This is a genomic window from Pseudomonas sp. MYb2 (genome assembly GCF_002979955.1).
Taxonomy (GTDB): Bacteria; Pseudomonadota; Gammaproteobacteria; order Pseudomonadales; family Pseudomonadaceae; genus Aquipseudomonas.
This window is the reverse complement of record NZ_PCQC01000004.1, coordinates 104,802-131,179: the sequence shown is the minus strand read 5'-3', so window position 1 is coordinate 131,179 and position 26,378 is coordinate 104,802. Positions and strand designations below refer to the sequence as shown.

Annotated in this window: 23 protein-coding genes; 10 read left to right on the top strand and 13 right to left on the bottom strand. The window is 59.5% G+C overall.

Annotated elements, in window-relative coordinates; translation table 11 throughout:
* Window positions 1–10: 10 nt before the first annotated feature.
* From mreD to mreB, 3 genes are all read right to left on the bottom strand, one after another.
* The gene (gene mreD / locus CQ009_RS07930) at window positions 11–502 is read right to left on the bottom strand and encodes a rod shape-determining protein MreD (protein ID WP_064387931.1); all 492 of its coding nucleotides are present in this window, start codon (window positions 500–502) and stop codon (window positions 11–13) included.
* Entirely contained in the window at window positions 502–1,617 is a 1,116-nt protein-coding gene (gene mreC / locus CQ009_RS07925) for a rod shape-determining protein MreC (RefSeq protein ID WP_082355403.1), read from the bottom strand. Before mreC ends, mreD begins: the two co-directional genes overlap by 1 nt.
* 141 nt (window positions 1,618–1,758) lie before the next feature.
* A complete protein-coding gene (gene mreB, locus CQ009_RS07920; RefSeq protein ID WP_002555108.1) occupies window positions 1,759–2,796 on the bottom strand; it encodes a rod shape-determining protein MreB in 1,038 nt (345 codons plus the stop codon).
* 211 nt (window positions 2,797–3,007) lie between these two features.
* Here mreB and gatC point away from each other — a divergent pair, with 211 nt between their 5' ends.
* The 6 genes from gatC to CQ009_RS07890 all read left to right on the top strand — a co-directional run bounded on the left by gatC (window position 3,008) and on the right by CQ009_RS07890 (window position 8,218).
* Window positions 3,008–3,295: an Asp-tRNA(Asn)/Glu-tRNA(Gln) amidotransferase subunit GatC gene (gene gatC, locus CQ009_RS07915; protein WP_007915356.1), complete on the top strand. Its 288-nt coding sequence runs from the start codon at window positions 3,008–3,010 to the stop codon at window positions 3,293–3,295.
* Between the two features lie 16 nt (window positions 3,296–3,311).
* Entirely contained in the window at window positions 3,312–4,763 is a 1,452-nt protein-coding gene (gene gatA, locus CQ009_RS07910; RefSeq protein WP_105705472.1) for an Asp-tRNA(Asn)/Glu-tRNA(Gln) amidotransferase subunit GatA, read from the top strand.
* Window positions 4,764–4,773: 10 nt separating this feature from the next.
* Window positions 4,774–6,219 (top strand): Asp-tRNA(Asn)/Glu-tRNA(Gln) amidotransferase subunit GatB, encoded by a 1,446-nt coding sequence (gene gatB / locus CQ009_RS07905; protein WP_105705470.1) that lies wholly within the window; start codon window positions 4,774–4,776, stop codon window positions 6,217–6,219.
* A 145-nt stretch (window positions 6,220–6,364) separates the two neighbouring features.
* Window positions 6,365–6,736, top strand: a complete 372-nt coding sequence (locus CQ009_RS07900) for a septal ring lytic transglycosylase RlpA family protein (protein WP_105705468.1) — start codon at window positions 6,365–6,367, stop codon at window positions 6,734–6,736.
* A 46-nt stretch (window positions 6,737–6,782) separates the two neighbouring features.
* Complete coding sequence (locus tag CQ009_RS07895; protein WP_064387927.1) at window positions 6,783–7,844, top strand: calcium/sodium antiporter; 1,062 nt, start codon at window positions 6,783–6,785, stop codon at window positions 7,842–7,844.
* Complete coding sequence (locus CQ009_RS07890; protein ID WP_105705465.1) at window positions 7,841–8,218, top strand: carboxymuconolactone decarboxylase family protein; 378 nt, start codon at window positions 7,841–7,843, stop codon at window positions 8,216–8,218. The genes CQ009_RS07895 and CQ009_RS07890 overlap by 4 nt, the downstream gene beginning before the upstream one ends.
* 83 nt (window positions 8,219–8,301) lie before the next feature.
* Here CQ009_RS07890 and CQ009_RS07885 read toward each other — a convergent pair whose 3' ends face one another.
* From CQ009_RS07885 to kdgD, 5 genes are all read right to left on the bottom strand, one after another.
* Entirely contained in the window at window positions 8,302–9,243 is a 942-nt protein-coding gene (locus CQ009_RS07885) for an AEC family transporter (protein ID WP_105705462.1), read from the bottom strand.
* 253 nt (window positions 9,244–9,496) lie between these two features.
* Window positions 9,497–11,050 (bottom strand): galactarate dehydratase, encoded by a 1,554-nt coding sequence (gene garD, locus CQ009_RS07880; protein ID WP_105705458.1) that lies wholly within the window; start codon window positions 11,048–11,050, stop codon window positions 9,497–9,499.
* 11 nt (window positions 11,051–11,061) lie between these two features.
* Window positions 11,062–12,426: an MFS transporter gene (locus CQ009_RS07875; protein WP_064387923.1), complete on the bottom strand. Its 1,365-nt coding sequence runs from the start codon at window positions 12,424–12,426 to the stop codon at window positions 11,062–11,064.
* Between the two features lie 147 nt (window positions 12,427–12,573).
* Window positions 12,574–14,019 carry an aldehyde dehydrogenase family protein gene (locus CQ009_RS07870; RefSeq protein WP_064387922.1) on the bottom strand — a complete coding sequence of 482 codons (1,446 nt, stop codon included), beginning with the start codon at window positions 14,017–14,019 and terminating at the stop codon, window positions 12,574–12,576.
* A gap of 75 nt (window positions 14,020–14,094) precedes the next feature.
* Complete coding sequence (kdgD, locus tag CQ009_RS07865; RefSeq protein WP_016984321.1) at window positions 14,095–15,006, bottom strand: 5-dehydro-4-deoxyglucarate dehydratase; 912 nt, start codon at window positions 15,004–15,006, stop codon at window positions 14,095–14,097.
* Between the two features lie 296 nt (window positions 15,007–15,302).
* Between kdgD and CQ009_RS07860 the strand changes: the two genes are divergently transcribed.
* Window positions 15,303–15,683, top strand: coding sequence for a hypothetical protein (locus tag CQ009_RS07860; protein WP_105705455.1), 381 nt, complete (start codon window positions 15,303–15,305; stop codon window positions 15,681–15,683).
* 4 nt (window positions 15,684–15,687) lie between these two features.
* Here CQ009_RS07860 and CQ009_RS07855 read toward each other — a convergent pair whose 3' ends face one another.
* The 4 genes from CQ009_RS07855 to CQ009_RS07840 form a co-directional block, all read right to left on the bottom strand.
* Complete coding sequence (locus CQ009_RS07855; RefSeq protein WP_175559635.1) at window positions 15,688–16,437, bottom strand: FadR/GntR family transcriptional regulator; 750 nt, start codon at window positions 16,435–16,437, stop codon at window positions 15,688–15,690.
* A gap of 190 nt (window positions 16,438–16,627) precedes the next feature.
* Window positions 16,628–18,355, bottom strand: a complete 1,728-nt coding sequence (locus tag CQ009_RS07850; protein ID WP_105705452.1) for an ABC transporter ATP-binding protein/permease — start codon at window positions 18,353–18,355, stop codon at window positions 16,628–16,630.
* 96 nt (window positions 18,356–18,451) lie between these two features.
* Window positions 18,452–19,012, bottom strand: coding sequence for a response regulator transcription factor (locus CQ009_RS07845; RefSeq protein WP_003221630.1), 561 nt, complete (start codon window positions 19,010–19,012; stop codon window positions 18,452–18,454).
* A complete protein-coding gene (locus CQ009_RS07840; RefSeq protein WP_064387918.1) occupies window positions 19,005–20,267 on the bottom strand; it encodes an ATP-binding protein in 1,263 nt (420 codons plus the stop codon). The genes CQ009_RS07845 and CQ009_RS07840 overlap by 8 nt, the downstream gene beginning before the upstream one ends.
* 315 nt (window positions 20,268–20,582) lie before the next feature.
* On the opposite strand from CQ009_RS07840, the gene CQ009_RS07835 reads away from it, so the two are divergent.
* Window positions 20,583–21,299 carry an SIMPL domain-containing protein gene (locus tag CQ009_RS07835; protein WP_016984326.1) on the top strand — a complete coding sequence of 239 codons (717 nt, stop codon included), beginning with the start codon at window positions 20,583–20,585 and terminating at the stop codon, window positions 21,297–21,299.
* Window positions 21,300–21,468: 169 nt separating this feature from the next.
* On the opposite strand, the gene CQ009_RS07830 is transcribed toward CQ009_RS07835, so the two are convergent.
* Window positions 21,469–21,870: a DUF6124 family protein gene (locus CQ009_RS07830; protein WP_177430963.1), complete on the bottom strand. Its 402-nt coding sequence runs from the start codon at window positions 21,868–21,870 to the stop codon at window positions 21,469–21,471.
* Between the two features lie 931 nt (window positions 21,871–22,801).
* Between CQ009_RS07830 and CQ009_RS07825 the strand changes: the two genes are divergently transcribed.
* Window positions 22,802–24,403 carry an ABC transporter substrate-binding protein gene (locus tag CQ009_RS07825; protein ID WP_105705450.1) on the top strand — a complete coding sequence of 534 codons (1,602 nt, stop codon included), beginning with the start codon at window positions 22,802–22,804 and terminating at the stop codon, window positions 24,401–24,403.
* Between the two features lie 260 nt (window positions 24,404–24,663).
* Window positions 24,664–26,289, top strand: coding sequence for an ABC transporter substrate-binding protein (locus CQ009_RS07820; protein ID WP_105705447.1), 1,626 nt, complete (start codon window positions 24,664–24,666; stop codon window positions 26,287–26,289).
* The last annotated feature ends 89 nt before the right edge of the window (window positions 26,290–26,378 follow it).

The window sequence follows — 26,378 nt, the reverse complement described above, 5'->3', positions numbered from 1 at the left end:
CTTCACCGGCTCAATTGATCTTGTAGCGTCGGCGTAATCCGCGGAGGGCAAAGCTGACCCAAGGCCAGAGCAAGGCACTGACCAGCGCCGGTAGCACCAGTGCCAACGTTGGCTGACGATTACCGGTCAAAGCGCTGAGCCACAATTGCACCAGTTGCGCGAGGCCGAAGATCACCAGAATCACCAGGCATTGCTGCCACATCGGGAACATTCGCAAGCGTTGCTGCAACGACAGCACGAGGAAGGTGATGAGCGTCAGGATGAGCGCGTTCTGGCCGAACAAGTCGCCCTGCAGCACGTCTTCAGCCAGGCCCAGGCAAAACGCCGTGACCATGCCGACCGTGTGCGGCATGTACAACGCCCAGAATGTCAGGAGCAACGCCAGCCATAACGGGCGCAGGATCTCCATGAAAATCGGCAAAGGTGACACGCTGAGCAGCAGGCCAACGAGAAACGTCAGCCAGACAATCCAGCCGTTTCGCGATGCGGTAGCGCCGACCATTATTCTTGTCTCCCGGTTGTCGCCGGGGCACTGACAGGCGGTTTCGCCGCTGGTCGCACCGCTGGCTGGGCAGCTGGAGGTTTGCTGGCCGCCGGCGTCGCTGCCGGTGGTTTGCTCGCAGCCGGTTTGGCCGGTGCAGTGGTCGCAGCAGGCGTGACAGCCGTCGCCGGGGTTGGCGCTGCAGCAGGGGCGGTCACCGTCTTGGGCACGGTGGCCGGAATGACCGGACCGCCGCCAAAGGCATCGAGATTTTCCTGAGCCTGCGCGGCATCGTTGATGCGTTCTTCAGCCGTGCGGTTGTCACTGAACACCAGCAGCAGGTAGCGGCTGCGGTTCAACGCAGCAGTCGGCACCGCGCGAACGATCGCAAACGGCTGACCGGAATCGTGAATGACTTCTTTCACCGTGGCGACCGGGTAACCCGCCGGGAAGCGCTGGCCAAGACCCGAGCTGACCAGCAGATCGCCTTCCTTGATGTCCGCCGTGTCGGCAACGTGACGCAATTCCAGGCGTTCCGGGTTTCCGGTGCCGCTGGCAATCGCGCGCAGACCGTTACGGTTGACCTGCACGGGAATGCTGTGGGTGGTGTCGGTCAACAACAATACACGCGAGGTGTACGGCATCAACTCGACCACCTGGCCCATCAAGCCGCGCGCATCGAGCACCGGCTGACCGAGCACCACACCGTCACGCTCACCTTTATTGATGATGATGCGATGGGTGAAGGGATTGGGGTCCATGCCGATCAACTCGGCCACTTCGACCTTTTCGTTGACCAGTGCGGAAGAATTGAGCAACTCGCGCAGCCGAACGTTCTGCTCGGTGAGAGCAGCAAGCTTTTGCATGCGCCCCTGCAGCAGCAGGTTTTCGGTCTTGAGTTTTTCGTTTTCGGCGACAAGCTCGGTGCGGCTGCCGAACTGGCTGGCAATCCCTTCCCACAGACGTCCGGGCAGGTCAGTGATCCAGTAGGCATCCATCAGCACCAGCGACGCTTGTTTGCGCGCAGGCTTGAGCAGATCAAAGCGGGCATCGACCACCATCAGCGCGACCGACAGCACGGCCAGCACCAACAGGCGTACGCCCAACGAAGGGCCCTTGGCGAAAAGCGGTTTAATAAGCCGCTCCTCCCAGGCAAATGTTCTGTTTATTCATACGGCATCAAACCGGCCTGGATGAAGACTGACAGAAGATAAACGCCAACAGGCAGCACTGCAAAGTGCTGCCTGCGCGTTCACCCACGTATTGCAAACCAGCACTTATTCGCTGGAGAGCAGATCCATGGTGTGCTTATCCATCATTTCCAATGCACGGCCACCGCCGCGAGCAACACAGGTCAGCGGATCTTCGGCAACGATCACCGGCAGGCCGGTTTCCTGGGCCAGCAGCTTGTCGAGGTCACGCAGCAGCGCGCCACCACCGGTCAGCACCAGGCCACGCTCGGCGATGTCGGAAGCCAGTTCCGGCGGCGATTGCTCCAGGGCGCTTTTCACAGCCTGAACGATGGTTGCCAGGGACTCTTGCAGAGCTTCCAGCACTTCGTTGGAGTTCAGGGTGAATGCGCGTGGAACGCCTTCGGCCAGGTTGCGACCGCGAACGTCGACTTCGCGTACTTCGCCGCCCGGGTAGGCCGTGCCGATTTCCTGCTTGATGCGCTCGGCGGTGGACTCACCGATCAGGCTGCCGTAGTTACGACGTACGTAGGTGATGATCGCTTCGTCGAAGCGGTCGCCGCCAACACGGACGGATTCGGCATAGACCACACCGTTCAGGGAGATCAACGCGATTTCGGTAGTACCACCACCGATATCCACGACCATCGAACCGCGCGCTTCTTCTACCGGCAGGCCGGCACCGATCGCAGCCGCCATTGGCTCTTCGATCAGGAACACTTCACGGGCACCGGCACCGAGGGCCGATTCACGGATGGCACGACGCTCAACCTGGGTGGATTTGCATGGAACGCAGATCAGCACACGAGGGCTAGGCTGCAGAAAGCTGTTTTCGTGAACCTTGTTAATAAAGTATTGCAGCATCTTTTCGCAGACGCTGAAGTCGGCGATCACGCCGTCCTTCATCGGACGAATGGCAGCAATGTTGCCCGGTGTACGGCCGAGCATGCGCTTGGCCTCGGTGCCGACAGCAACGACACTTTTCTGATTACCGTGTGTCCGAATGGCCACAACCGATGGCTCATTCAGGACGATACCGCGCTCGCGCACGTAAATAAGGGTGTTGGCAGTGCCCAGGTCAATGGAAAGATCGCTGGAAAACATGCCACGCAGTTTCTTGAACATGGGAAAGGGACCCTAGGCAACGCGTGGGTAAAAAAGTGCGGCAAACTCTAACAACGACAGGGATTTTGGGCAAGGCGCCAATATGTTAAATTGGCCGCTTTTCTGTGCACCAAGCCCCACAATCGCGGCCTTATGACCGTAGAAGTGCGGTAGTGTTCCGACAATCTAACACACGGACGCCGTCCGTTCTGTTTTCCACAGGAGAATCCCGATGGCGCTAGAACGCTCCGACGTGGAAAAAATCGCTCATCTGGCCTGCCTTGGCCTCAATGATGCCGATCTTCCACACATTACTTCCGCTCTCAACAGCATTCTCGGTCTGGTCGACGAAATGCAGGCTGTTAATACCGACGGAATCGAGCCTCTGGCCCACCCGCTGGAAGCCAGTCAGCGCCTGCGCGCCGACGTCGTGACCGAGAGCAATCACCGCGAGGCCTACCAGTCCATCGCACCAGCGGTCGAAAACGGCCTGTATCTGGTTCCGAAAGTCATCGACTAAAGGGAAAGAGCCTGCAATGCATCAAATGACTCTGGCCGAGATCGCCCGCGGTCTCGCCGATAAAAAGTTTTCCTCCGAAGAGCTGACCAAAGTCCTGCTGGCGCGTATCACCCAGCTCGATCCGCAGCTCAACAGTTTCATCAGCCTCACCGAAGAGCTGGCCCTCGAGCAGGCGAAAGCTGCCGATGCACGCCGCGCCAACGGTGAGAGCGGCGCCCTGCTTGGCGCGCCGATCGCTCACAAAGACCTGTTCTGCACTCAGGGCATTCGCACCAGCTGCGGCTCGAAGATGCTCGACAACTTCAAAGCCCCGTACGACGCCACCGTGGTCGCGAAACTGGCCGCTGCCGGCGCCGTGACCCTGGGCAAGACCAACATGGACGAATTCGCCATGGGTTCGGCCAACGAGTCGAGCTGGTATGGCGCGGTGAAAAACCCGTGGAACCTCGAACACGTACCGGGCGGTTCGTCCGGTGGTTCGGCGGCGGCAGTTGCCGCGCGTCTGTTGCCAGCGGCCACGGCCACCGACACTGGTGGTTCGATTCGTCAGCCGGCGGCGTTCACCAACCTCACTGGCCTGAAACCGACGTACGGTCGCGTTTCGCGCTGGGGCATGATCGCTTACGCCTCCAGCCTCGATCAGGGCGGCCCGTTGGCGCGCACTGCCGAAGACTGCGCCATTTTGTTGCAAGGTATGGCTGGCTTCGATCAGAACGACTCCACCAGCATCGATGAGCCGGTTCCGGATTACTCCGCAAGCCTGGGCGATTCGCTGCAAGGTCTGCGCATCGGCGTGCCGAAGGAATACTTCAGCGCCGGTCTCGACCCGCGCATCGCCGAGCTGATCCAGAACAGCATCCAAGAGCTGCAGAAACTCGGTGCCGTGATCAAGGAAATCAGCCTGCCGAACATGCAGCACGCGATTCCTGCGTATTACGTGATCGCCCCGGCAGAGGCTTCCTCGAACCTGTCGCGTTTCGACGGCGTGCGTTTCGGCCACCGTTGCGAGCAACCGAAAGACCTGATCGACCTGTACAAGCGCTCGCGTGGCGAAGGCTTCGGCGCAGAAGTGCAGCGCCGGATCATGGTCGGTGCCTACGCACTGTCCGCCGGTTACTACGACGCCTACTACCTGAAAGCGCAGAAGATCCGTCGTCTGGTGAAAAACGATTTCATGGCTGCCTTTAATGAAGTCGACATCATCCTCGGCCCAACCACGCCGAACCCGGCCTGGAAGCTTGGCGCGAAGAACAGCGACCCGGTTGCTGCCTATCTGGAAGACGTCTACACCATCACCGCCAACCTCGCCGGCCTGCCAGGCCTGTCGATGCCGGCCGGTTTTGTCGACGGTCTGCCGGTTGGTGTGCAGTTGCTGGCGCCGTATTTCCAGGAAGGCCGTTTGCTCAATGTTGCGCACCAGTATCAGTTGAACACTGACTGGCACACCCGCACCCCAACCGGCTTCTGAGGAGACACACATGCAATGGGAAGTCGTGATCGGGCTGGAGATTCACACTCAGCTCACTACCCGGTCGAAAATCTTTTCCGGTAGTTCCACCACGTTCGGTTCCGAGCCGAACACCCAGGCCAGCCTGATCGACCTGGGCATGCCCGGCGTTCTGCCGGTGCTGAACCAGGAAGCCGTGCGTATGGCAGTGATGTTCGGTCTGGCGATTGACGCCGAGATCGGTCAGCACAACGTGTTCGCCCGTAAGAACTACTTCTACCCGGACCTGCCGAAGGGCTACCAGATCAGCCAGATGGAATTGCCGATCGTCGGCAAGGGCCACCTGGACATCGCCCTGGAAGACGGCACCGTCAAACGTGTCGGCATCACCCGCGCGCACCTGGAAGAAGACGCCGGCAAGAGCCTGCACGAAGAATTCAACGGTGCCACCGGCATCGACCTGAACCGTGCCGGCACGCCGCTGCTGGAAATCGTTTCCGAGCCGGACATGCGCAGCGCCAAGGAAGCCGTGGCTTACGTCAAGGCAATCCACGCGCTGGTGCGTTATCTGGGCATCTGCGACGGCAACATGGCCGAAGGCTCGCTGCGTTGCGACTGCAACGTGTCGATCCGTCCGAAAGGTCAGGTTGAGTTCGGCACGCGCTGCGAGATCAAGAACGTCAACTCGTTCCGCTTCATCGAGAAGGCGATCAACTCCGAGATCCAGCGGCAGATCGAGCTGATCGAAGACGGCGGCAAAGTGATCCAGCAGACCCGTCTGTACGATCCGAACAAGGACGAAACCCGTCCGATGCGTTCGAAAGAGGAAGCCAACGACTACCGTTACTTCCCCGATCCGGACCTGCTGCCGGTGGTCATCGAAGAGTCGTTCCTCGGCGAGGTGCGCGCCACCCTGCCGGAACTGCCTCCGCAGAAACGCGAGCGTTTCCAGGAGCAATTCGGTCTGTCGGTCTACGACGCCAGCGTGCTGGCCACCAGCCGCGAGCAAGCCGATTACTTCGAGAAAGTCGCGAGCATCGGCGGCGACGCCAAACTGGCGGCGAACTGGGTGATGGTCGAGTTGGGCAGCCTGCTCAACAAGCAAGGCCTGGACATCGACGAGTCGCCGGTGTCGGCGGAACTGTTGGGTGGCATGCTGCTGCGCATCAAGGACAACACCATCTCCGGCAAGATCGCCAAGGTTGTGTTCGAAGCGATGGCCAACGGTGAAGGCAGCGCGGACGAGATCATCGAGAAACGTGGCCTGAAGCAAGTGACCGACAGCGGTGCGATCTCGGCCGTACTGGACGAAATGCTTGCGGCCAACGCTGAGCAAGTTGAACAGTATCGCGCGGCGGATGAAACCAAACGCGGCAAGATGTTCGGCTTCTTTGTCGGTCAGGCGATGAAAGCGTCGAAAGGCAAAGCCAACCCGCAGCAAGTGAACGAACTGCTGAAAAGCAAGCTCGAAGGCTGATTCTAGCCCCGCGCCCTGGGATCGTTCCCACGCTCTGCGTGGGAATGCCGCCCCGGACGCTCCGCGTCCATTGCGGTGTGACGCAGAGCGTCACGGGATGCATTCCCACGCTGGAGCGTGGGAACGATCACTTTGGAGTATTCGAATGAAACGTCTGCTCGGCGCCTGCGCCCTGCTCTCTTTAATGGCCGGTTGCGCCAGCACCGACACCATCGACCCGCACGGTTACGACCAGACCGGCGTCGCTTCCTATTACGGTGCCAGGCACCACGGTAAACGCACCGCCAGTGGCGAACCGTTCAACCAGAATTCCCTGACCGCTGCCCATCGCCAACTACCGTTCGGTACACGGGTGAAGGTCACCAACCTGAAAAACGATGAATCCGTCGTGGTCCGTATCAACGACCGCGGCCCGCACACCCGTGGACGTCTGATCGACGTGTCCCGCGAGGCCGCCGAACAGCTCGGCATGCTGCGCAGCGGCACCGCACGGGTTCGCGTGCAGGCTCTCGACTGATGGAGCGCTGACCATTTACGGACTGAGCGATTTACCGCTGATCAGCGTGATCGAACTGCTCGCCGGCCTGTGCCTGCTGATCTTCGGCGCCGAACTGATGGTGCGTGCGGCTGTGCGCCTGGCTGAACGCTTGCACGTACGTCCGCTGATCATCGGCCTGACCATCGTCGCCCTCGGCAGCAGCGCGCCGCAGATGGCAGTCAGTGTGCAAGCCGCGTTGGCGCACAATCCCGACATCGCGGTCAGCAGCGTGGTCGGCAGCAGCATCTTCAACATCCTTGTGACCCTCGGCCTGTCGGCGCTGATCATCCCGCTGCGCGTGTCACGGCAGCTGGTGCGCCTCGACATTCCGCTGATGATCGGCGCCAGTCTGTTGGTGTTCGTATTGGCGTGGAACGAAGAGATCGGACGCTTCGACGGCATCCTCTTGCTGGCTGCATTGGCGTTGTACCTCGGTCTTTTACTGCGTCAGTCGCGGCATTCGACGCGCCCGCACTCGGCACAGACAGACGCTGCGCAAGTGTCCTGGATTGGCAGCTCGCTGATGATCATCGTCGGTTTGGCGATGTTGGTGTTTGCCGGGCATCTGCTGCTGGGCGCGGCGGTGGTAGTGGCGACGGATCTGGGTTTCTCCGAACGGGTGATCGGTCTGACCGTGGTCGCCGTCGGCACTTCGCTGCCGGAACTGGCGACCTCGCTGATCGCCGCACTGCGCGGGCAACGGGACATCGCCGTGGGCAACGTGATCGGCGCCAATCTGTTCAACCTGCTCGGCGTGCTTGGCCTGACTGCGTTGATCGCACCGACGCCGTTATCGGTGTCGCCGAACGCGCTGGATTTCGACTTGCCGGTGATGCTCGGCGTCGCCGCGCTGTGCTTGCCGGTGTTCTATTCAGGCTACCGCGTGACACGCACCGAAGGTTTGTTGCTGCTCGGTTTGTATCTGGTCTACGGGCTGCATGTGGTGTCGTTCACCACCGGCATGCCGCTGGCCGGCAAGCTGGAGCGCTTGATGCTGTTTTACGTTCTGCCGCCGTTGCTGGCGTTTCTGCTGTTCACCTCCATCCGCGCCTGGCGCCGCCAACACCACAAGAGTGATATGCCATGACCGAATCGAAGCAATCCGGGGTAGACGTCCGCCGCCAGGTAATGGGCGATGCGTTTGTTGATCGCGCCTTGGGCAACGCCACCGAATTCACCCAACCGCTGCAGGATTTCGTCAATGAACACGCTTGGGGCGGGGTATGGAATCGCGAAGGTCTGCCGCTGAAGACGCGCAGTTTGATTACCCTGGCCGCGCTGACGGCGCTGAAGTGTCCGCAAGAGTTGAAGGGCCATGTGCGCGGTGCACTGAACAATGGCTGTACGGTGGACGAGATTCGTGAAGCGCTGCTGCATTGCGCGGTGTATGCCGGGGTGCCGGCGGCGATTGATGCGTTTCGCGCGGCGCAGGAAGTGATTGATACCTACCAGAAAAGCTAAAAGATCGCAGCCTTCGGCAGCTCCTACAGGAACGCATGCCCATGTAGGAGCTGCCGCAGGCTGCGATCTTTTGATGTTGCCCTTTAGATCCACCCACCCCACTGCAAAACAAAGACCCCGATATTGGTAGTAATCGCCGCCATCAACGTGGTCAGCACAATAATCGCCGCCGCCAGTTCATGATTGCCTTGCGCCGCCCGCGCCATGACAAAACTTGCCGCCGCCGTCGGGCTGCCGAAGTACAGAAACAGAATCCCCAGCTCCGCCCCGCGAAAACCCCACAACCACGCCCCCAGCGTCGCCAGCACCGGCAAACCGACCATCTTCACCAGACTCGAACTGAGCGCCATGTTGCCGCTCTTGCGCAACGCTGCCAGCGACAGCGTGCCGCCAATGCAGATCAGCGCCAGCGGTAAGGTGGTCTGTGCCAGATACTGGCCGGATGTCTCCAGCCAGCCCGGCAAAGCAATCTTGAAATAGGCAAACGGCGCCGCCGCAATCACGCTGATGATCAGCGGATTACTGAACACGCTTTTGCAGATGCTCCACGGATCAGACTTGATCACCGGGCTGTACACCGCCAGCACGATGGTCGACAGCGTGTTGTAGAACAGGATCACCAGCGCCGCGAGAATTGCCCCAAGGGAAATCCCGTAATCGCCGTACATGCTCGCCGCCAGCGCCAGACCGATCACGCCGTTATTGCCGCGAAACGCGCCCTGGGTGTAGATGCCGCGATCTTCCCGCGGGCAGCGGAAAATCGCCCAGCCCCAGGCCAGGGCAAAGCTCACCAGCGTGGCAAGGGAGAAATAGATCAGCAGGGACGGTTGCAGTGCCGCATGCAGGTCGGCGTGCAGAATGCCGAGGAACAGCAGCGCCGGCATGGTCACGTTGAACACCAGCGACGAGGCGGTGTGGATGAAGTTGTCGTTGATCCAGTCGATGCGCTTGAGCAGCACACCGAGAAACAGCATGGCAAACACCGGCGCGGTGATGTTCAGGGTTTCGAGGAAGATTGCCAGCATGCCGGGGAGCCTTGGGTGAGCGTCGTTAGGGGGCTAATGATAAGCCAAAAGCTTGAAAAGCCCCTCACCCTAACCCTCTCCCCGAGGGAGAGGGGACTGACCGAGGTGTTTTGCGGCATACATCGACCTGCAAGACCGAGTCGATTATGGATTCGGCAAAGCACTTTCAGATTGATGTACTTCTAGAATATCCCTGGATCGGCCCCCTCTCCCCCCGGGAGAGGGCTGGGGTGAGGGCCAAGCCGATCACGCATCAAGTAATCGGCGCCGGGTTGAACAACGTAATGTCGTTATGCAGCTTGTGCTTCTCCGCCCATGTCTGCTGCTTGCCGCTCGCAACATCCAGATAGTAGTGAAACAACTCCCAGCCCAACTCTTCGATGGTCGCACGCCCGGTGGCAATCCGCCCGGCGTCGATGTCGATCAGATCCGGCCAGCGCTGCGCCAGCTCCGTGCGTGTCGAGACTTTCACCACCGGCGCCATCGCCAAACCGTACGGCGTGCCACGCCCGGTGGTGAACACATGCAGGTTCATCCCCGCCGCCAACTGCAACGTGCCGCAAACAAAATCACTCGCCGGCGTCGCACAGAAAATCAAACCCTTCTGCTTGAAGCGCTCGCCCGGGCCGAGCACGCCATTGATCGCGCTGCTGCCGGATTTGACGATCGAACCCAGCGACTTCTCGACAATGTTCGACAACCCGCCCTTCTTGTTGCCCGGCGTCGTATTTGCGCTGCGATCCGCTTCACCTTTGGCAAGATAGCGGTCGTACCAGTCCATCTCGCGCACCAGTTCCTCGGCGACGGTCTTGGTCTCGGCACGTGAAGTGAGCAGATAAATCGCATCGCGCACTTCGGTGACTTCGGAAAACATCACCGTCGCCCCCGCACGCAGCAACAAGTCCGAGGCATAGCCCAGTGCCGGGTTGGCGGTGATCCCGGAGAACGCATCGCTGCCGCCGCACTGCATGCCGAGAATCAACTCGGACGCCGGCACGGTTTCGCGGCGGCGCTGGTCGAGTTTCTTCAGTCGCACTTCGGCCAGCGCCATGATCTGCTCGATCATCTCGGTGAAACCGTGACTGGAATCCTGCAAGCGATACAGCCACGGATCGCTGAGATCCACCGAAGCGTCGTCCTCGTGCATCACCTGCCCGGCCTGCAATTTCTCGCAGCCCAGACTGATCACCAACGCCTCACCACCGAGGTTGGGGTTGCGCGCCAGATTGCGCACAGTGCGAATCGGGATGTAAGCGTCGGTGGCGGTGATCGCTACACCGCAGCCGTAACTGTGAGTCAGCGCCACCACGTCATCGACGTGTGGGTACTTCGGCAGCAGTTCTTCCTTGATCCTTTTCACCGCGTGATCGAGCACGCCCGTGACGCACTGCACCGTGGTGGTGATGCCAAGAATATTGCGCGTGCCGACGGTGCCGTCGGCGTTGCGATAGCCCTCGAACGTGAAGCCTTCCAGCGGTGCCTGCGCGTCCGGCACCTCGGTGGACAGCGGCAGGCTGTCCAGCGGCGGCGCGGTCGGCATGCGCAGTTGATCTTCCTTGACCCAACTGCCCCGGCGGATCGGCTGCAACGCGTAGCCGATCACCTGACCGTAGCGAATCACCGGACCGCCCTCGGGAATGTCTTCGAGGGTGACCTTGTGGCTCTGCGGCACAAATTCCAGCGTCACCAGGCCATCGGCAAACTCAGTGCCGGCCGGTGCGCCCTGGTCGTTGACCACTACCACCACGTTGTCCCGCTCGTGCAGGCGGATGTGGCGCGGCGAGTCGGAATGTTCAATCAACTGCATGACGCCGCTCCTCAGGAATGCGCTTGGGACAATTTACCACTGGCTTCAACACCGCCGTTGGTTGGCGGCTCTTTGAGTACCACACGTTTGATCGGGCCAACGATGACCAGATAGCTGAACACCGCGACCAGTGCGTTGGCACCGACGAACACCAGCGCCCATTTGAACGAACCGGTGGAACTGATGATGTAGCCAATCACGATCGGCGTGGTAATTGAAGCGATGTTGCCGAAGGTGTTGAACAGGCCACCGCTCAGACCGGCGATCTGTTTTGGCGAGGTGTCGGAGACCACCGCCCAACCCAGTGCGCCAACGCCTTTGCCGAAGAAGGCCAGGGCCATGAAGCCGACGACCATCCATTCCACTTCAACATAGTTACAGGCAACGATGCTGCTGGAAACCAGCAGGCCGGCGATGATCGGCGCTTTGCGAGCGAAGGTCAGCGAGTGGCCCTTGCGCAGCAGGTAGTCGGAAATCACCCCACCGAGCACGCCGCCGATGAAACCGCAGATTGCCGGCAGCGAGGCGATGAAACCGGCCTTGAGAATGGTCATGCCACGCTCTTGCACCAGATACACCGGGAACCAGGTCAGGAAGAAGTAAGTGATGCCGTTGATGCAGTACTGGCCCAGATACACGCCCAGCATCATGCGATTGGTCAGCAACTGACGGATGTAATCCCATTTCGGACCGTCGGACTTTTTGCCCTTCTGGTCCATGTCGACCATGCCGCCGTTTTCAGCGATGTGCTTGAACTCGGCTTCGTTGATGCGTGGGTGTTCACGCGGGCTGTAGATCACTTTCAGCCAGACCAGCGAGAAGATGATCCCGAGGATACCCATGACGATGAACACGTGTTCCCAGCCAAAGGAGTAAACGATCCAGCCCATCAGCGGTGCGAACAACACGGTGGCAAAGTATTGCGCCGAGTTGAAGATCGCCGAGGCGGTGCCACGTTCAGCGGTCGGGAACCAGGCGGCCACGATGCGCGCGTTGCCGGGGAACGAAGGCGCTTCAGCCAGACCGACCAGGAAGCGCAGCATGAACAGCGCAACGATGGCCGTGGACATGCCGAATTCACCGACAAAGCCTTGCAGCACGGTGAACAGCGACCAGGTGAAGATGCTCAGGGCATAGACTTTTTTCGAGCCGAAACGATCGAGCAGCCAGCCGCCGGGGATTTGCCCGGCCACGTAGGCCCAACCGAATGCGGAGAAGATATAGCCGAGGGTGACCGCGTCGATGCCCAGATCTTTTTGCAGGCTGGAGCCGGCGATGGCGATCGTGGCGCGGTCAGCGTAGTTGATCGTGGTCACCAGAAACAGCATGAGCAGGATCAAATAGCGGACGTGAGTCGGCTTTTGAGTCGATTGCATGTAGATGTACTCCCACTGATTATTTTTATGCGCGGGTGAATCTTCTTTGGTCTTGCATTTATTTCCTGTAGGAGCTGCCGCAGGCTGCGATCTTTTGATCTTGAATGATCGCAGCCTGCGGCAGCTCCTACAGGGGTATTGCGTAGATCAGGAACCGATGTAGCTGGTCTTCACGACCGTGTAGAACTCTTGCGCATAGCGGCCTTGCTCACGTGAGCCATAGGATGAACCTTTACGGCCACCAAACGGAACGTGGTAATCGACGCCAGCGGTCGGCAGATTGACCATGACCATCCCGGCTTGCGAATGGCGTTTGAAGTGGTTGGCATACTTCAGCGAAGTGGTCGCGATACCCGCCGACAAACCGAATTCGGTGTCGTTGGCCATCGCCAGCGCCGCGTCGTAATCGGCCACGCGAACAATGTTCGCCACCGGGCCAAAGATTTCTTCGCGACTGATGCGCATCGACGCTTCACTGTCGGCAAACAGCGTTGGCGCGAGGAAGTAGCCCTCGGTATCGCAAGTCACCACACCGCCGCCGCTGACCAGACGTGCGCCTTCGGACTGGCCGATGTCGATGTACTTCATGTCTTGTTCAAGCTGCGCTTGCGAAACCACTGGACCGATGTCGGTGCCGGATTTCAGCGCGTGGCCGACCTTGATCGACTTCATGCGCTCGGCCATCGCTTCAACGAACTTGTCGTGAATACCGGCGGTAACGATCAAACGGCTCGATGCGGTGCACCGCTGACCGGTGGAGTAGAACGCGCTCTGCACCGACAACTCGACCGCTTGTTTGAGGTCGGCGTCGTCGAGAATGATCTGCGGGTTCTTGCCACCCATTTCCAGCTGAACCTTGGCCTGGCGCGACACGCAGTTGACCGCGATCTGCCGGCCCACGCCGACGGAACCGGTGAAGCTGATGCCATCGACCTTCGGGCTCTGCACCAGCGCATCGCCAACCACGCGACCACTGCCCATCACCAGGTTGAACACGCCAGCCGGGAAGCCTGCGCGGGAGATGATTTCCGCCAGCGCCCAGGCGCAACCCGGAACCAGATCTGCAGGTTTCAGCACCACGCAGTTGCCGTAGGCCAGCGCCGGGGCAATCTTCCACGCAGGAATCGCAATCGGGAAGTTCCACGGGGTAATCAGACCGACCACGCCCAGCGCTTCGCGGGTCACTTCAACATTGACGCCCGGACGCACCGACGGCACGTAGTCGCCGGACAGGCGCAGGCATTCACCGGCGAAGAATTTGAAGATATTGCCGGCGCGAGTCACTTCACCGATGGCTTCGGGCAAGGTCTTGCCCTCTTCCCGGGCCAGCAGGGTGCCGAGCTCTTCGCGACGGGCGAGGATTTCCGTGCCGACTTTATCCAGCGAGTCGTGGCGAGCCTGAATGCCCGAAGTCGAATACGCCGGGAATGCTGCGCGGGCGGCGTCGATGGCGGCGTGAACCTGAGTCAGGTCAGCCTTGGCGTAATCGCCGATGGTGTCGCTCAGCTCGGACGGGTTGATGTTGGCCGAGTAATCGGCACCGGCAACCCATTCACCGTTGATGTAGTTGTCGTAGCGTTTTGCATTTGTCACAGGGGCAGCCCTCAAATCTCAAAGCCTTTACGCAAAAAGCCGCTGATTACTCAGCGGCCGCGTTTTTGTCGGGTGTTACTGCGCACCTTGCTTGTCGATCAGCGCAGCGAGCATTTCGTACTCTTCGCCTGTCAGGTCGGTCAGCGGCGCGCGCACCGGACCTGCGTCATAGCCGGCGATTTTTGCGCCTGCCTTGACGATGCTCACGGCGTAACCGGCCTTGCGGTTGCGAATGTCGAGGTACGGCAGGAAGAAGTCGTCGATGATCTTGCCGACGGTGGCGTGATCTTCACGGGCGATCGCGTGGTAGAAGTCCATCGCGGTTTTCGGGATGAAGTTGAACACCGCCGACGAGTAAACCGGTACGCCCAGCGCTTTGTAAGCCGCAGCGTAAACTTCGGCGGTCGGCAGACCACCCAGGTAGCTGAAGCGATCACCGAGGCGGCGACGGATCGACACCATCAACTCGATATCGCCCAGACCGTCCTTGTAACCGATCAGGTTCGGGCAGCGCTCGGCCAGACGTTCCAGCAGCGGCGCGGTCAAGCGGCAAACGTTGCGGTTGTAAACGACCACGCCGATGTTGACCGATTTACACACCGCTTCAACGTGAGCGGCAACACCGTCCTGGCTCGCTTCGGTCAGGTAGTGCGGCAGCAGCAACAGGCCTTTGGCGCCCAGACGCTCGGCTTCCTGTGCGTATTCGATGGCCTGGCGGGTCGAACCACCGACACCGGCGAGGATCGGCACGCTGGTTTCGCAAGTGTCGACGGCAGTCTTGATGATTTCCGAGTATTCGCTGGCAGCCAGGGAGAAGAACTCACCGGTGCCGCCGGCGGCGAACAAGGCTGAAGCGCCATACGGAGCCAGCCATTCCAGGCGTTTGATATAGCCCGCGCGGTTGAAATCGCCCTGCGCGTTGAAATCGGTCACCGGGAAAGACAGCAGGCCGGCAGAGAGGATGGACTTCAGTTCTTGTGGATTCATTATTCGAACACCCTGGTAGCAACGTTTTTTGTGATTGGTCCGTTCAGCCTTCGCTGAAGTTGTAGGTCATCGTACAACTTAAAAGATAACCGTCAACTGCATTTCATCGTTGTGGGTGGTTTTTTGTCGGACAAGATTGTTCATGCAGCCGGCACTTTCGTTGAAAAGGCCCGTATTTACTGGCTCTTGTCGCAGAAACTTCTGGTCAGGATTCGTTTACTGAGCGACGCACAGACGCCGGGTAAGGTGCGACGACTGCCACGAAGGATCGTGGCGGACCTTAGAAGGAAACCGAAATGGTTGTGAATTGTGCTGCGCCGACCCTCGCGCAAGTGGCCTCTTCTGCCTCCGGCACTCTCACCCTTCAGCTATCCGTGCTGCCTGATGTATTGATCGTACAGGTCCCGGATTCGAGCGATTTTCCGGCGAACTGGAGTGTTTATCCGATTCTCGGCGACGACCCGGAACAGCCGGAATGGGCAGGTGACGAAGTGGACACCGGCACTTGGGACGATGCCGAAGATGACATGGAGAAACTGACGGGGATCGAATTGCAGATTTCCAGACAGGCACTTCATGCGTACCTGAATACGGATGTCGAATTGCGTTACAAGTTTGTTGATGAGTCGAGTATGGAGCCGTTTTCGCAGCCGTTGCGTTTACGGATCGTGGGCTGACGACTCAGCCCCTCTGCGCCTGCGCCTCTTCATGCGCCTGGCGCAGTCTTTCACGGCTGTTGGTCAGGTGCAGACGCATCGCCGCACGCGCTGCATCGGAATCCTGACGGGCAATCGCGTCATAGATTTCTTCGTGCTCACGGCTCAGGCGGCTCATGTAGTGCTGCTGATCATCGTGAGCCAGACGCGCAGAATTGAGCCGCGTACGCGGAATGATGCTGGTGCCCAGGTGGGTCATGATGTCGGTGAAGTAGCGGTTGCCGGTGGACAGCGCGATTTCCAGGTGGAAGGCAAAGTCCGAAGCAACAGCATCACTGGCGTGGGCCGCGCTTTCGTTGAGTGCATCGAGGGCGGCGCGCATGGTCGCCAGCTGCTCGGCGCTGCGGCGTTGCGCGGCCAGGCCGGCAGACTCCACTTCGAGGCTGATACGTAATTCGAGAATGGCCAGCACATCACGCAGGGTGACGACAGTGGCCGGGTCGATGCGGAAACCACTCGGGCTCGGCGTGTCGAGCACGAAGGTGCCGATGCCGTGGCGGGTTTCCACTTGCCCTGCAGCCTGCAAACGCGAAATCGCCTCGCGCACCACGGTGCGGCTGACGCCATGGGCTTCCATGATCGCCGACTCGGTGGGCAGTTTGTCACCGCGCTTGAGCAGGCCATCGCGGATCTGCTCGCTCAGCACCGTCACCAGTTCCTGGGCCAGGCTACGGCGCTTGCGCGGGAGGCGCGGGGTGTCGATCAGGTTTTCCATGGTTTGCATTTTGTCTCGAAAGTTCGGCTTGGGGGCATCATAGCTCAAGCGGGTTGTACGATCACTTTCCGGTTTACATCACTTTATGTAGGAGTGAGCCTGCTCGCGATGACGTCCGCACATTCAGCATCGATGTGACTGACCCAACGCTATCGCGAGCAGGCTCACTCCTACAGGGGTTTAACGATGATCAGGCGGTCACGGTCTGTTCAACCAAATGCCCGCTGTCGATCCGCACGTGCCGTGGATGGAAGCGTTTCAAACTGCTGCGATGGCCGACGCTGACAATGCTCAGCCCCGGTATCTGATCAATCAACGCCTGATACAGCGTCGCCTCGTCTTCCTCATCCATCGCTGAAGTCGCTTCGTCCATGTACAGCCATTGCGGCGCATAAAGCATGGCGCGGGCGAACGCCAAACGCTGCTGTTCGCCCGGCGAGAGCATGCGTTGCCAGTGATTGGCCTCGTCCAGTCGCGCGACCAGATGCGGCAAGCGGCAGGTTTCCAGCACTTGTGCATAACGTTCCGGCGCGTAGGTGTCGCCCGGTTGTGGATAACTCAACGCCTCGCGCAGAGTGCCGATCGGCAGATACGGTTTCTGCGGCAGAAACAGATAGCGCGCCGCCGGCAGACGAATGTTGCCGTGGCCTGCCGGCCACAGATGCCCCATCGCCCGCAGTAAGGTCGACTTGCCGCTGCCGGAACGGCCGCTGAGCATGACACGCTCGCCCGGCTCGACGGTCATGTCGGCGCTGGTCAGCAGATGGCGCCCGTCCGCCAGATCGAGGCCAAGGTTGTGCACCTGCAATTCACTGCCCTGATTCTGCACATCGATGGCTGGTGCGCGCTGTTCGTTGTCGGTCATCGCCTGACGAAAACTCAGCAGACGATCACAGGTGGCGCGCCAGGAAGCGAGGCTCTGGTACGCACTGATGAACCAGCTGAAACTTTCCTGGACGTTGCCGAAAGCCGAGCTGATCTGCATCAGCTCGCCCAGCTCGATCTTGCCGGCCAGGTAACGTGGTGACGCCACAATGAACGGAAAAATGATCGCGGCCTGGCTGTAACCGGCAGTGAAAAACGTCAGGCGCTTGGACACTTTCATGATGTCCCAGAAATTGTGCCAGACATTGCCGAAGCGGGCGCTCAAGCGACGGTTTTCGTTCGGTTCGCCGTTGTACAACGCGATGCTCTCGGCATTCTCGCGAATCCGCACCATGGAAAAACGCAGGTCGGCTTCGAAGCGTTGTTGTTGGTTGTTCAGACCGATCAAACGACGACCGATCAAGTGTGTCAGCCAACTGCCCACTACCGCATAAACCAGCACACACCAGAACATGTAGCCGGGAATCGTGATTCCATAGACCTCGATACTGCCAGACACGCCCCAGAGAATAATCGAGAACGACACCAGACTGACGATATTGCGCAGCAGCCCGATACCCAGTTCGAGGGTGTTGGAGGTGAAGTTGTTGAGGTCTTCGGAAATCCGCTGGTCCGGGTTATCGGTGTAACCGCCCTGCTCCAGCTGGTAGTAATTCTTGTCGGCGAGCCAACGCGAGAAATGCTTTTCAGTGAGCCAGGCCCGCCAGCGAATCGTCAGCATCTGAGTCAGATAGAGCCTGTACACCGCACCGATAATCGCCACGGCCGCAATGCCGCAAAAATACAGAATCAAGCGCCAGAACGCCGCTTCGTCCTTCTTTTGCAGGGCGTTGTAGAAATCCTTGTACCAAGTGTTGAACCACACCGAGATGCCCACGCTCAGCAGCGAGAGCGCGATCACCGCAATCAGCAGCGTCCAGGCCTTGCCCTTCTCTTCACTGCGCCAATACGGCGTGATGATCGCCCACACCTTGCGAAAAAACTGCCCGCGCACAGCATCGTTGACCGCGGAATATTCAGCGTTCTGATTCATGGATAAGGCTCGATATAGAAAAGAACAGACACGCACCGATCATAAATGATCGGTGCGTTTTATCGCGAGGGCTGGCGATAGTCGTTCAGCGCAGGTTCAGCGACGAACCGGGCGCTTCTGCAGTTTGCGCTGCAGGGTGCGGCGGTGCATGCCCAGGGCACGGGCAGTAGCGGAGATGTTGCCTTCGTGCTCGGTGAGCACGCGCTGGATGTGTTCCCACTGCAGGCGGTCGACCGACATCGGGTTTTCCGGCACCAGACTGTCGAGGTCGGCGTGCTCGGACAACAACGCGGCCAGCACGTCGTCAGCATCGGCCGGTTTGCACAGGTAGTTGCAGGCGCCGCGCTTGATCGCTTCGACCGCAGTGGCAATGCTCGAATAACCGGTGAGGATCACCACGCGCATTTCCGGGTCCAGCTCCAGCAGCTTGGGCAGCAGCACCAGACCGGAGTCGCCGTCCATTTTCAGGTCGAGCGCAGCGTAATCAGGCAGATCGGCCTGGGCGATGGTCAGGCCTTCCTCAGCGGAGCCGGCGGTGCTGACGCGAAAGCCACGGCGAGCCATGGCGCGGGCCATGACGCGGGTAAATGTTGCGTCGTCGTCGACCAGCAGCAAATGCGGCAGTTCTTCGCCTTCGACTTGGATTTCGTCACTCATGTTGGTCTCCTCGGGCGCCGTGGGGCAGGCGCAGCTCGGTGAGCGTGCCGCCTTCCTCATGACTATAGAGTTTCACTGAGCCGCCGGCGCGTGTCACGCTGGCCTTGCTCAAAAACAGGCCCAGGCCGAAACCTTTGCCCTTGGTGGTAAAAAACGGTTTGCCGATCTGCTCGGCGATGGCCAGCGGCACACCGGCGCCGTGGTCACGAATGCTGATGGTCAGGTTCTCGACGTCCCAGTCCAGGGTCACCTGGAGATTTTCCGGGCAGGCATCGGCGGCATTGTTGAGCAGATTCAACAGTGCCTGCGTCAGATCCGGCGGCGGCGCCATACGCGGCACCGTGCCTTGGCCGAGACGGTGGAAGCGATAACTGGCCTCCGGACGCATCAGGTGCCAGCGGTTGAGGGCTTCGTCGAGCCAGTCGGTGACGTCCTGCATCTCGACGGCCAGACGTCGATTGGCTTCGGCGGCGCGGACCAATTGCTGCAAGGTTTCCTTGCACAGTTTGACCTGGTCCTGCAGCACCTTCAGATCGTCCTGCAACAACGGGTCGGGATGATCCTGCTGCATCTCCTTGAGCAGTACGCTCATGGTCGCCAGCGGCGTACCCAATTCATGCGCCGCGCCAGCGGCCTGAGTGGCAACAGCCAGCAATTGCTGATCGCGCAGGCCTTCTTCGCGGCGAATAGCCCGTAACTCTTCCTGACGGCGCAACTCTTCGGCCATGCGTGCAGCGAAGAACGTGATCACTGCAGCGGCCAAGGCAAAGCTTAGCCACATACCGTAGATCTGCAGATTCTCGCGGGCCACCGGCAGGGTTTCCAACGGATAGAAACGCGTGAGCATCACGGTGTACAGCGCCAGCGCGATGCCGGACAGAATCACCGAATAGCGCCACGGCAGCGTCACCGCCGCGATGGTCAGCGGCACCAGATAGTAAGAAACAAACGGGTTGGTCGAGCCGCCGGAGAAGTACAGCAACGCACTGTGGATCACCAGATCACAGGCCAGTTGCAGCGCATATTCGAGTTCGGTCACCGGCCACGAAGTGCGCAGGCGCACGGCGGTAAACACGCAGAGCAGCGTCGAGCAGCCGAGGGTCATCGCCAGTTGCACCCACGGCAACGGCAACAATTGCAGCCAGTAGGCCAGGCCTACGGAACCGGCCTGCGCGGCGAGCACCAGGGTGCGGATGAAAGTCAGCCGCCAGAGATTCTGGCGAGTGGCGGAAGTCAATTGTACGGGGGCGAGCATGAGCTCTCCTGATGAGCGCTCCAGGCGGATCGCACGGAGTATAACCAACGCACGGCCTCGAGAGGCGAAAGTGCGGCAAACGACCACATGGCAAAAACATTATCGGCGGCTATAAGGACGCCTTCGCGAGCAGGCTCGCTCCCACCTTTGAAATGCATTTCCCTGTGGGAGCGAGCCTGCTCGCGAAGGGCTGCGCAGCAGCCCCGGCCATCTGTATAGAAGTTGTAACTGGGCGAACCGGATCACAGAAGCTAGAGTCTGATGGTTTCACGCAGGCCCCCGAACCATCACCTGCGCCCTCATCAAGGAGCTTTCATGCACACATTTCGCCGCAGCGCCGCCCTTCTCGCCCTGACCGTCGGCAGCATCGCCAGCCTCCCGGCCCTGGCCGCTGATGAGCTGCATTACAACCAGATTTCCCTGCGCGCCGAAGTCAGCACGGAAGTCGCCCGCGACCTGATGATCGTCACCCTCTACACCGAAGAGCAAAACACCGACCCGGCGAAACTCGCCGCCGACGTCAGCACCACCATGAACAAGGCATTGGCCCAGGCCAAGCAAGTCAAGGACATCACCCTGCGCCAGGGCAGCCGCAACAGTTACCCGATCTACGACACCAAGGGCCAGAAGATCACCGGCTGGCGTGAACGCGCCGAACTGCGCCTGGAAAGCGCCGACTTCGCCGCCCTGTCGAAACTCACCGGCGAACTGCTGGGCGACCTGAAAATGGGCGGTATGGACTTCGCCATCGCCGACCCGACCCGCAAGTCCAGTGAAGACCAGTTGCTCAAAGAAGCCGTCACCGCCTTCAAGGCCCGCGCCCAACTGGCCACTGATGCACTGGGCGGCAAGGGCTACAAAATCGTCAACCTGAACCTCAACAGTAACGGTTATCCACAGCCGTACCTGCGCGCACCGATGATGATGAAAGCGGCAGCGATGGATTCGGCCCCGGTGACGCCGGAAGTCGAAGCGGGCACCAGCCAGGTGAGCATGACGGCTGATGGTTCGATTGAAGTGTTGATGCAGTGATTTGATGTGGGCTGAATGAAAGACCGGCGATCAGTGAATGATCGCCGGTTTTTTTGTGTCCGAATTTTGGGGGGAATGATCTGCCCTCATCGCGAGCAGGCTCACTCCTACAGAGGAATGCATTTCAATTGTAGGAGTGAGCCTGCTCGCGATGAACGATAACGCGGTATCAAGCCTGCGGATCAACCCGATCCAGCGCCCGATTCACCGCCAACTCCGCCAGCATCACAATCTGCTGAATCGCCAACGCCGTGCTGCGTTGCGGGCGGCTGAGCTGATCAGCGAAATCGCCTGCCATGACATTCGCCGAAGCGAGTGACTCGCAGGCATGCGCGAGCAGACTTTCCGTGTCGATGTTCGGATGGACAAGGAACATCGTGCTGGGTAGACGCGGTTTACTGGGTTCGGGGCTGAGGTAGAAGTCGAGGGCGCGCTTTATCGCTTCGCGGTTTTTGATCTGATCGTCGGCGCGGATGGCGTCTTCGAGCGGGGTTGTGGATTCGAGGGGTGGATCGGGGACAATTTGATCTTTCATAAAAATCTGCTCGTCATTCGAGCCGCCCTCAGCCATTTCTCACGTGGCAAAGGGTGGCAGCTATGTGCGGAGTGAGAAACCGGTGAGCAGAAAACCGGCCAGACCGAAGTCTGCCCGCACACAGCCGCCATAAGGCATTGCGACAGCTAATAAGCCGGCCGCAATTATGGTCTTACTGGTGCTAGTTTCAAGCTCGGCGGGTTCTCACACCCGATCACTGAACATTCAGCGACACCCAGAGCCTAGAGAGCCGACGTCCGACGGACAACCTGAAAACCTTGTGGGAAGGTTCTGGTTATCTGACACAGATTTAAACAGTCAAAAGCAAACCCTCACCCTAGCCCTCTCCCAAAGGGAGAGGGGACTGACCGAGGTGTTTGGGCGAGCTACGCCGACGTGAAATACCGAGTCGAACTCAGATTTTGAAATGCCCAAAAATCGGCTCCCTCTCCCTCGGGAGAGGGCTGGGGTGAGGGGCAAATCCAACTCAAAACTAAAGCAGACACCCGCTTTTCACCACTCAATAGGCCGAGTGTCAGCTCGCCTGCTTTTGATCTTGATCCACGGGCGACGTCGGAAGGCTGAGTGGAGGGATTGATCCGGGCGTGGGAGCGCAGCGACCGTTTGGCGAAGCCAAACACAGCGGAAGTAGGTGCAGCGAAGCAAACCGGAGACGCTGCGCCCGGATCGATCCCGGAGCGAAGGAACCCCGAGCCCCAGCGAGCGGGCCGCACGCAGGAGCAAGCGTTTTTGGTTACTTTTTTCTGGGCCGGCATTCCGGGCGTTTGTAAAAAGTGACCCGCCGTAAGGGCGGAACCCTAAGCAGCCATCACCGCAGCAACGGATATGCCCACAACCGCTGGATATACCGAGATAGACACTCCCCCAAGAAAAACGATATTTCCGAAGCCCCCCAAATCCCCGCTACCCTGAAATCACAACCACCTCCAATCTCCCCGGGGACTCCATGGAAAGATTCACCCTCAAACCACTACTAATCACCCTCGCACTAACAGCCATAGCCCCGATCGCCAACGCCGCCACAACACTCGTTTATTGCTCCGAAGCCAGCCCGGCAGGCTTCGACCCCAGCCAATACACCAGCGGCACCGACTTCGACGCCTCCGCCGAAACCGTCTTCAACCGCCTCACCCAATTCAAACGCGGCGGCACCGACATCGAACCCGGCCTGGCAACCAAATGGGACGTCTCCAGCGACGGCCTGCAATACACCTTCCACCTACGCCAAGGTGTGAAATTCCACACCACGGAATATTTCACCCCGACCCGAGACTTCAACGCCGACGACGTCCTCTTCACCTTCCAGCGCCTGCTCGATCCGGACAACGCCTTCCGCAAGGCCTACCCGGCCGAGTCCCCGTATTTCACCGACATGGGCCTGAACACCACGATCAAGTCGGTAGAAAAACTCGACGAACAAACCGTGCGCTTCAACCTCAACAACGTCGACGCCGCGTTCGTGCAAAACCTCGCCATGAGCTTCGCCTCGGTGCAATCGGCCGAGTACGCCGCGCAGCTGTTGAAGGAAGGCAAAGCCGCCGACCTCAACCAGAAACCGATCGGTACCGGCCCGTTCGTGTTCAAGCGCTACCAGAAGGATTCGCAGATCCGCTACGCCGCCAACACGGCCTACTGGAAACCCGAAGACGTGAAGATCGACAACCTGATCTTCTCGATCACCCCGGACGCCGCCGTTCGCCTGCAAAAACTCAAGGCCGGCGAATGCCAGGTCAGCGGCTATCCGCGCCCGGCCGACATCGAAGTGATGGAAAAAGACCCGAATCTGCGCGTGCTAAAACAGGCCGGTTTCAACCTCGGATTCCTCGCCTACAACACCACCCACGCGCCGCTCGATCAGCTCAAGGTGCGCCAGGCGCTGGACATGGCCATCGACAAACCGGCGATCATCAAAGCCGTCTACCAAAGCGCCGGCCAGTTGGCGCAAAACGCCTTGCCGCCGGCGCAATGGTCGTATGACCCGACCATCAAGGACGCCCCATACGACCCGGCAAAAGCCCGGGTGCTACTGAAGGAAGCAGGGGTTGCGCCGGGTACAACCATCAACCTTTGGGCAATGACAGTGCAACGCGCCTCGAACCCGAATGCGCGGATGTCGGCACAGATGATCCAGCAGGACTGGGAGAAAATCGGCATCAAGGCCAACATCGTCAGCTATGAATGGGGCGAGTACATCAAACGCGCGAAAAATGGCGAACACGACGTCATGATCTATGGTTGGACCGGTGACAACGGCGACCCGGACAACTGGCTTGGCGTGCTGTACAGCTGCGCGGCAGTAAAGGGCAGCAACTACGCCAAATGGTGCGACCCGGCTTACGACAAACTGGTGCAACAAGCCAAGTTGTCCACCGACAAAACGCAGCGGGTAAAACTGTATCAACAGGCGCAACTGATCCTTAAACAGCAGGTGCCAATCACGCCGATTGCCAACTCCACGGTGTTCCAGCCACTGCGCAAGGAAGTCACTGATTTCCGGATTAGCCCGTTCGGTCTAACCCCCTTCTATGGCGTCGGTATAAATAAGTAACACCAGGCCCCAAGCCGGCGCGCACAACATGACTGTCGCACCGTTTTGGGGCTTCATTTGCACCGTAAAAACCACCCGCAAACGGTCAAATGCGTCAAAAGTTACACAGATGCGACATTAAGGTACGTACGTGCCACCGTTTAACGCTCGCTCACACTCTGGATCTTGCAATGGGTATGGCCCCTGCATAAGTATCCGCAGGCACGACTCACGAGGTCGTACCTCACAACTAAAAAATGACAACAAATCATGAGGCCAACATGCTTAAACACGCGGTCATTCCGTTTCTAGTCGGCGCAGGCTTGTTAGCCTCCGCACCTTTCGCATCCGCTGCGACTAACCTGGTGTTCTGCTCCGAAGGCAGCCCGGCCGGTTTCGACCCGGGCCAGTACACCACCGGAACCGACTTCGACGCCTCAGCTGAAACCATGTTCAACCGTCTGACCCAGTTCGAGCGCGGCGGCACCGCTGTGATTCCTGGTCTGGCGACCAAGTGGGACATTTCCGATGACGGCCTGACTTACACCTTCCATTTGCGTGAAGGCGTCAAGTTCCACACCACCCCGTATTTCAAGCCGACTCGTGAGTTCAACGCCGACGACGTGCTGTTCACCTTCAATCGCATGATTAACAAGGATGACCCGTTCCGTAAGGCGTACCCGACCGAATTCCCGTACTTCACCGACATGGGGATGGACACCAACATCACCAAGATCGATAAAGTCGACGAGCACACCGTCAAGTTCACTCTGAAAGAAGTCGACGCTGCGTTCATCCAGAACATGGCCATGAGCTTCGCTTCGGTGCAGTCCGCCGAGTACGCTGCCCAGCTGCTCAAGGACGGCAAAGCCGCCGACATCAACCAGAAGCCGATCGGCACTGGCCCGTTCGTGTTCAAGAGCTACCAGAAAGACTCCAACATCCGCTACACCGGCAACAAGGACTACTGGAAGCCTGAAGACGTGAAGATCGACAACCTGATCTTCGCCATCACCACCGACCCGTCGGTACGTATTCAGAAGCTGAAAAAGAACGAGTGCCAGGTCACCCTGTTCCCGCGTCCGGCCGACCTGAAAGCGCTGAAAGAAGACAAAACCCTGAAGATGCCTGACCAGGCTGGTTTCAACCTCGGTTACATCGCCTACAACGTGATGGACAAGGTCAAGGGCAGCAACGAGGCCAACCCGCTGGCTGACCTGCGCGTGCGCCAGGCGCTGGACATGGCCGTGAACAAGCCGCAAATCATTGATTCGGTTTACCAGGGCGCAGGCCAACTGGCCGTTAACGCCATGCCGCCGACCCAGTGGTCTTACGACACCACCATCAAGGACGCCAAGTACGATCCTGAGAAAGCCAAACAGCTGCTCAAGGAAGCCGGCGTCAAGGAAGGTACCGAGATCGTGCTGTGGGCGATGCCGGTGCAGCGTCCGTACAACCCGAACGCCAAACTGATGGCTGAAATGCTCCAGTCCGACTGGGCCAAGATCGGCTTGAAAGTGAAGATCACCAGCTACGAGTGGGGCGAGTACATCAAGCGCTCCAAAGGTGGCGAGAACCAGGCCATGATCATTGGCTGGAGCGGTGATAACGGTGACCCGGACAACTGGCTGAACGTACTGTTCGGCTGCGACTCGCTCAGCGGCAACAACTTCTCCAAGTGGTGCGACAAGAAGTTCGATGGCCTCGTCAAGGAAGCCAAGCGCACAACCGACCAAGGTAAGCGCACCGAACTGTACAAAGAGGCACAACATGTCCTCAAAGATGCAGTCCCGATGACACCTATCGCTCACTCGACGGTGTACCAACCCATGCGCGCCAACGTGCAGGACTTCAAGATCAGCCCATTCGGCTTGAACTCCTTCTACGGCGTCAGCGTCAGCAAATAAGGCACTGCAACGGCGACGTTTTTGACGTCGCCGTTGTTTTACCTGCCGGAAACTCAGGAAATTGCCTACAGCCAATTCCACTGCGGATT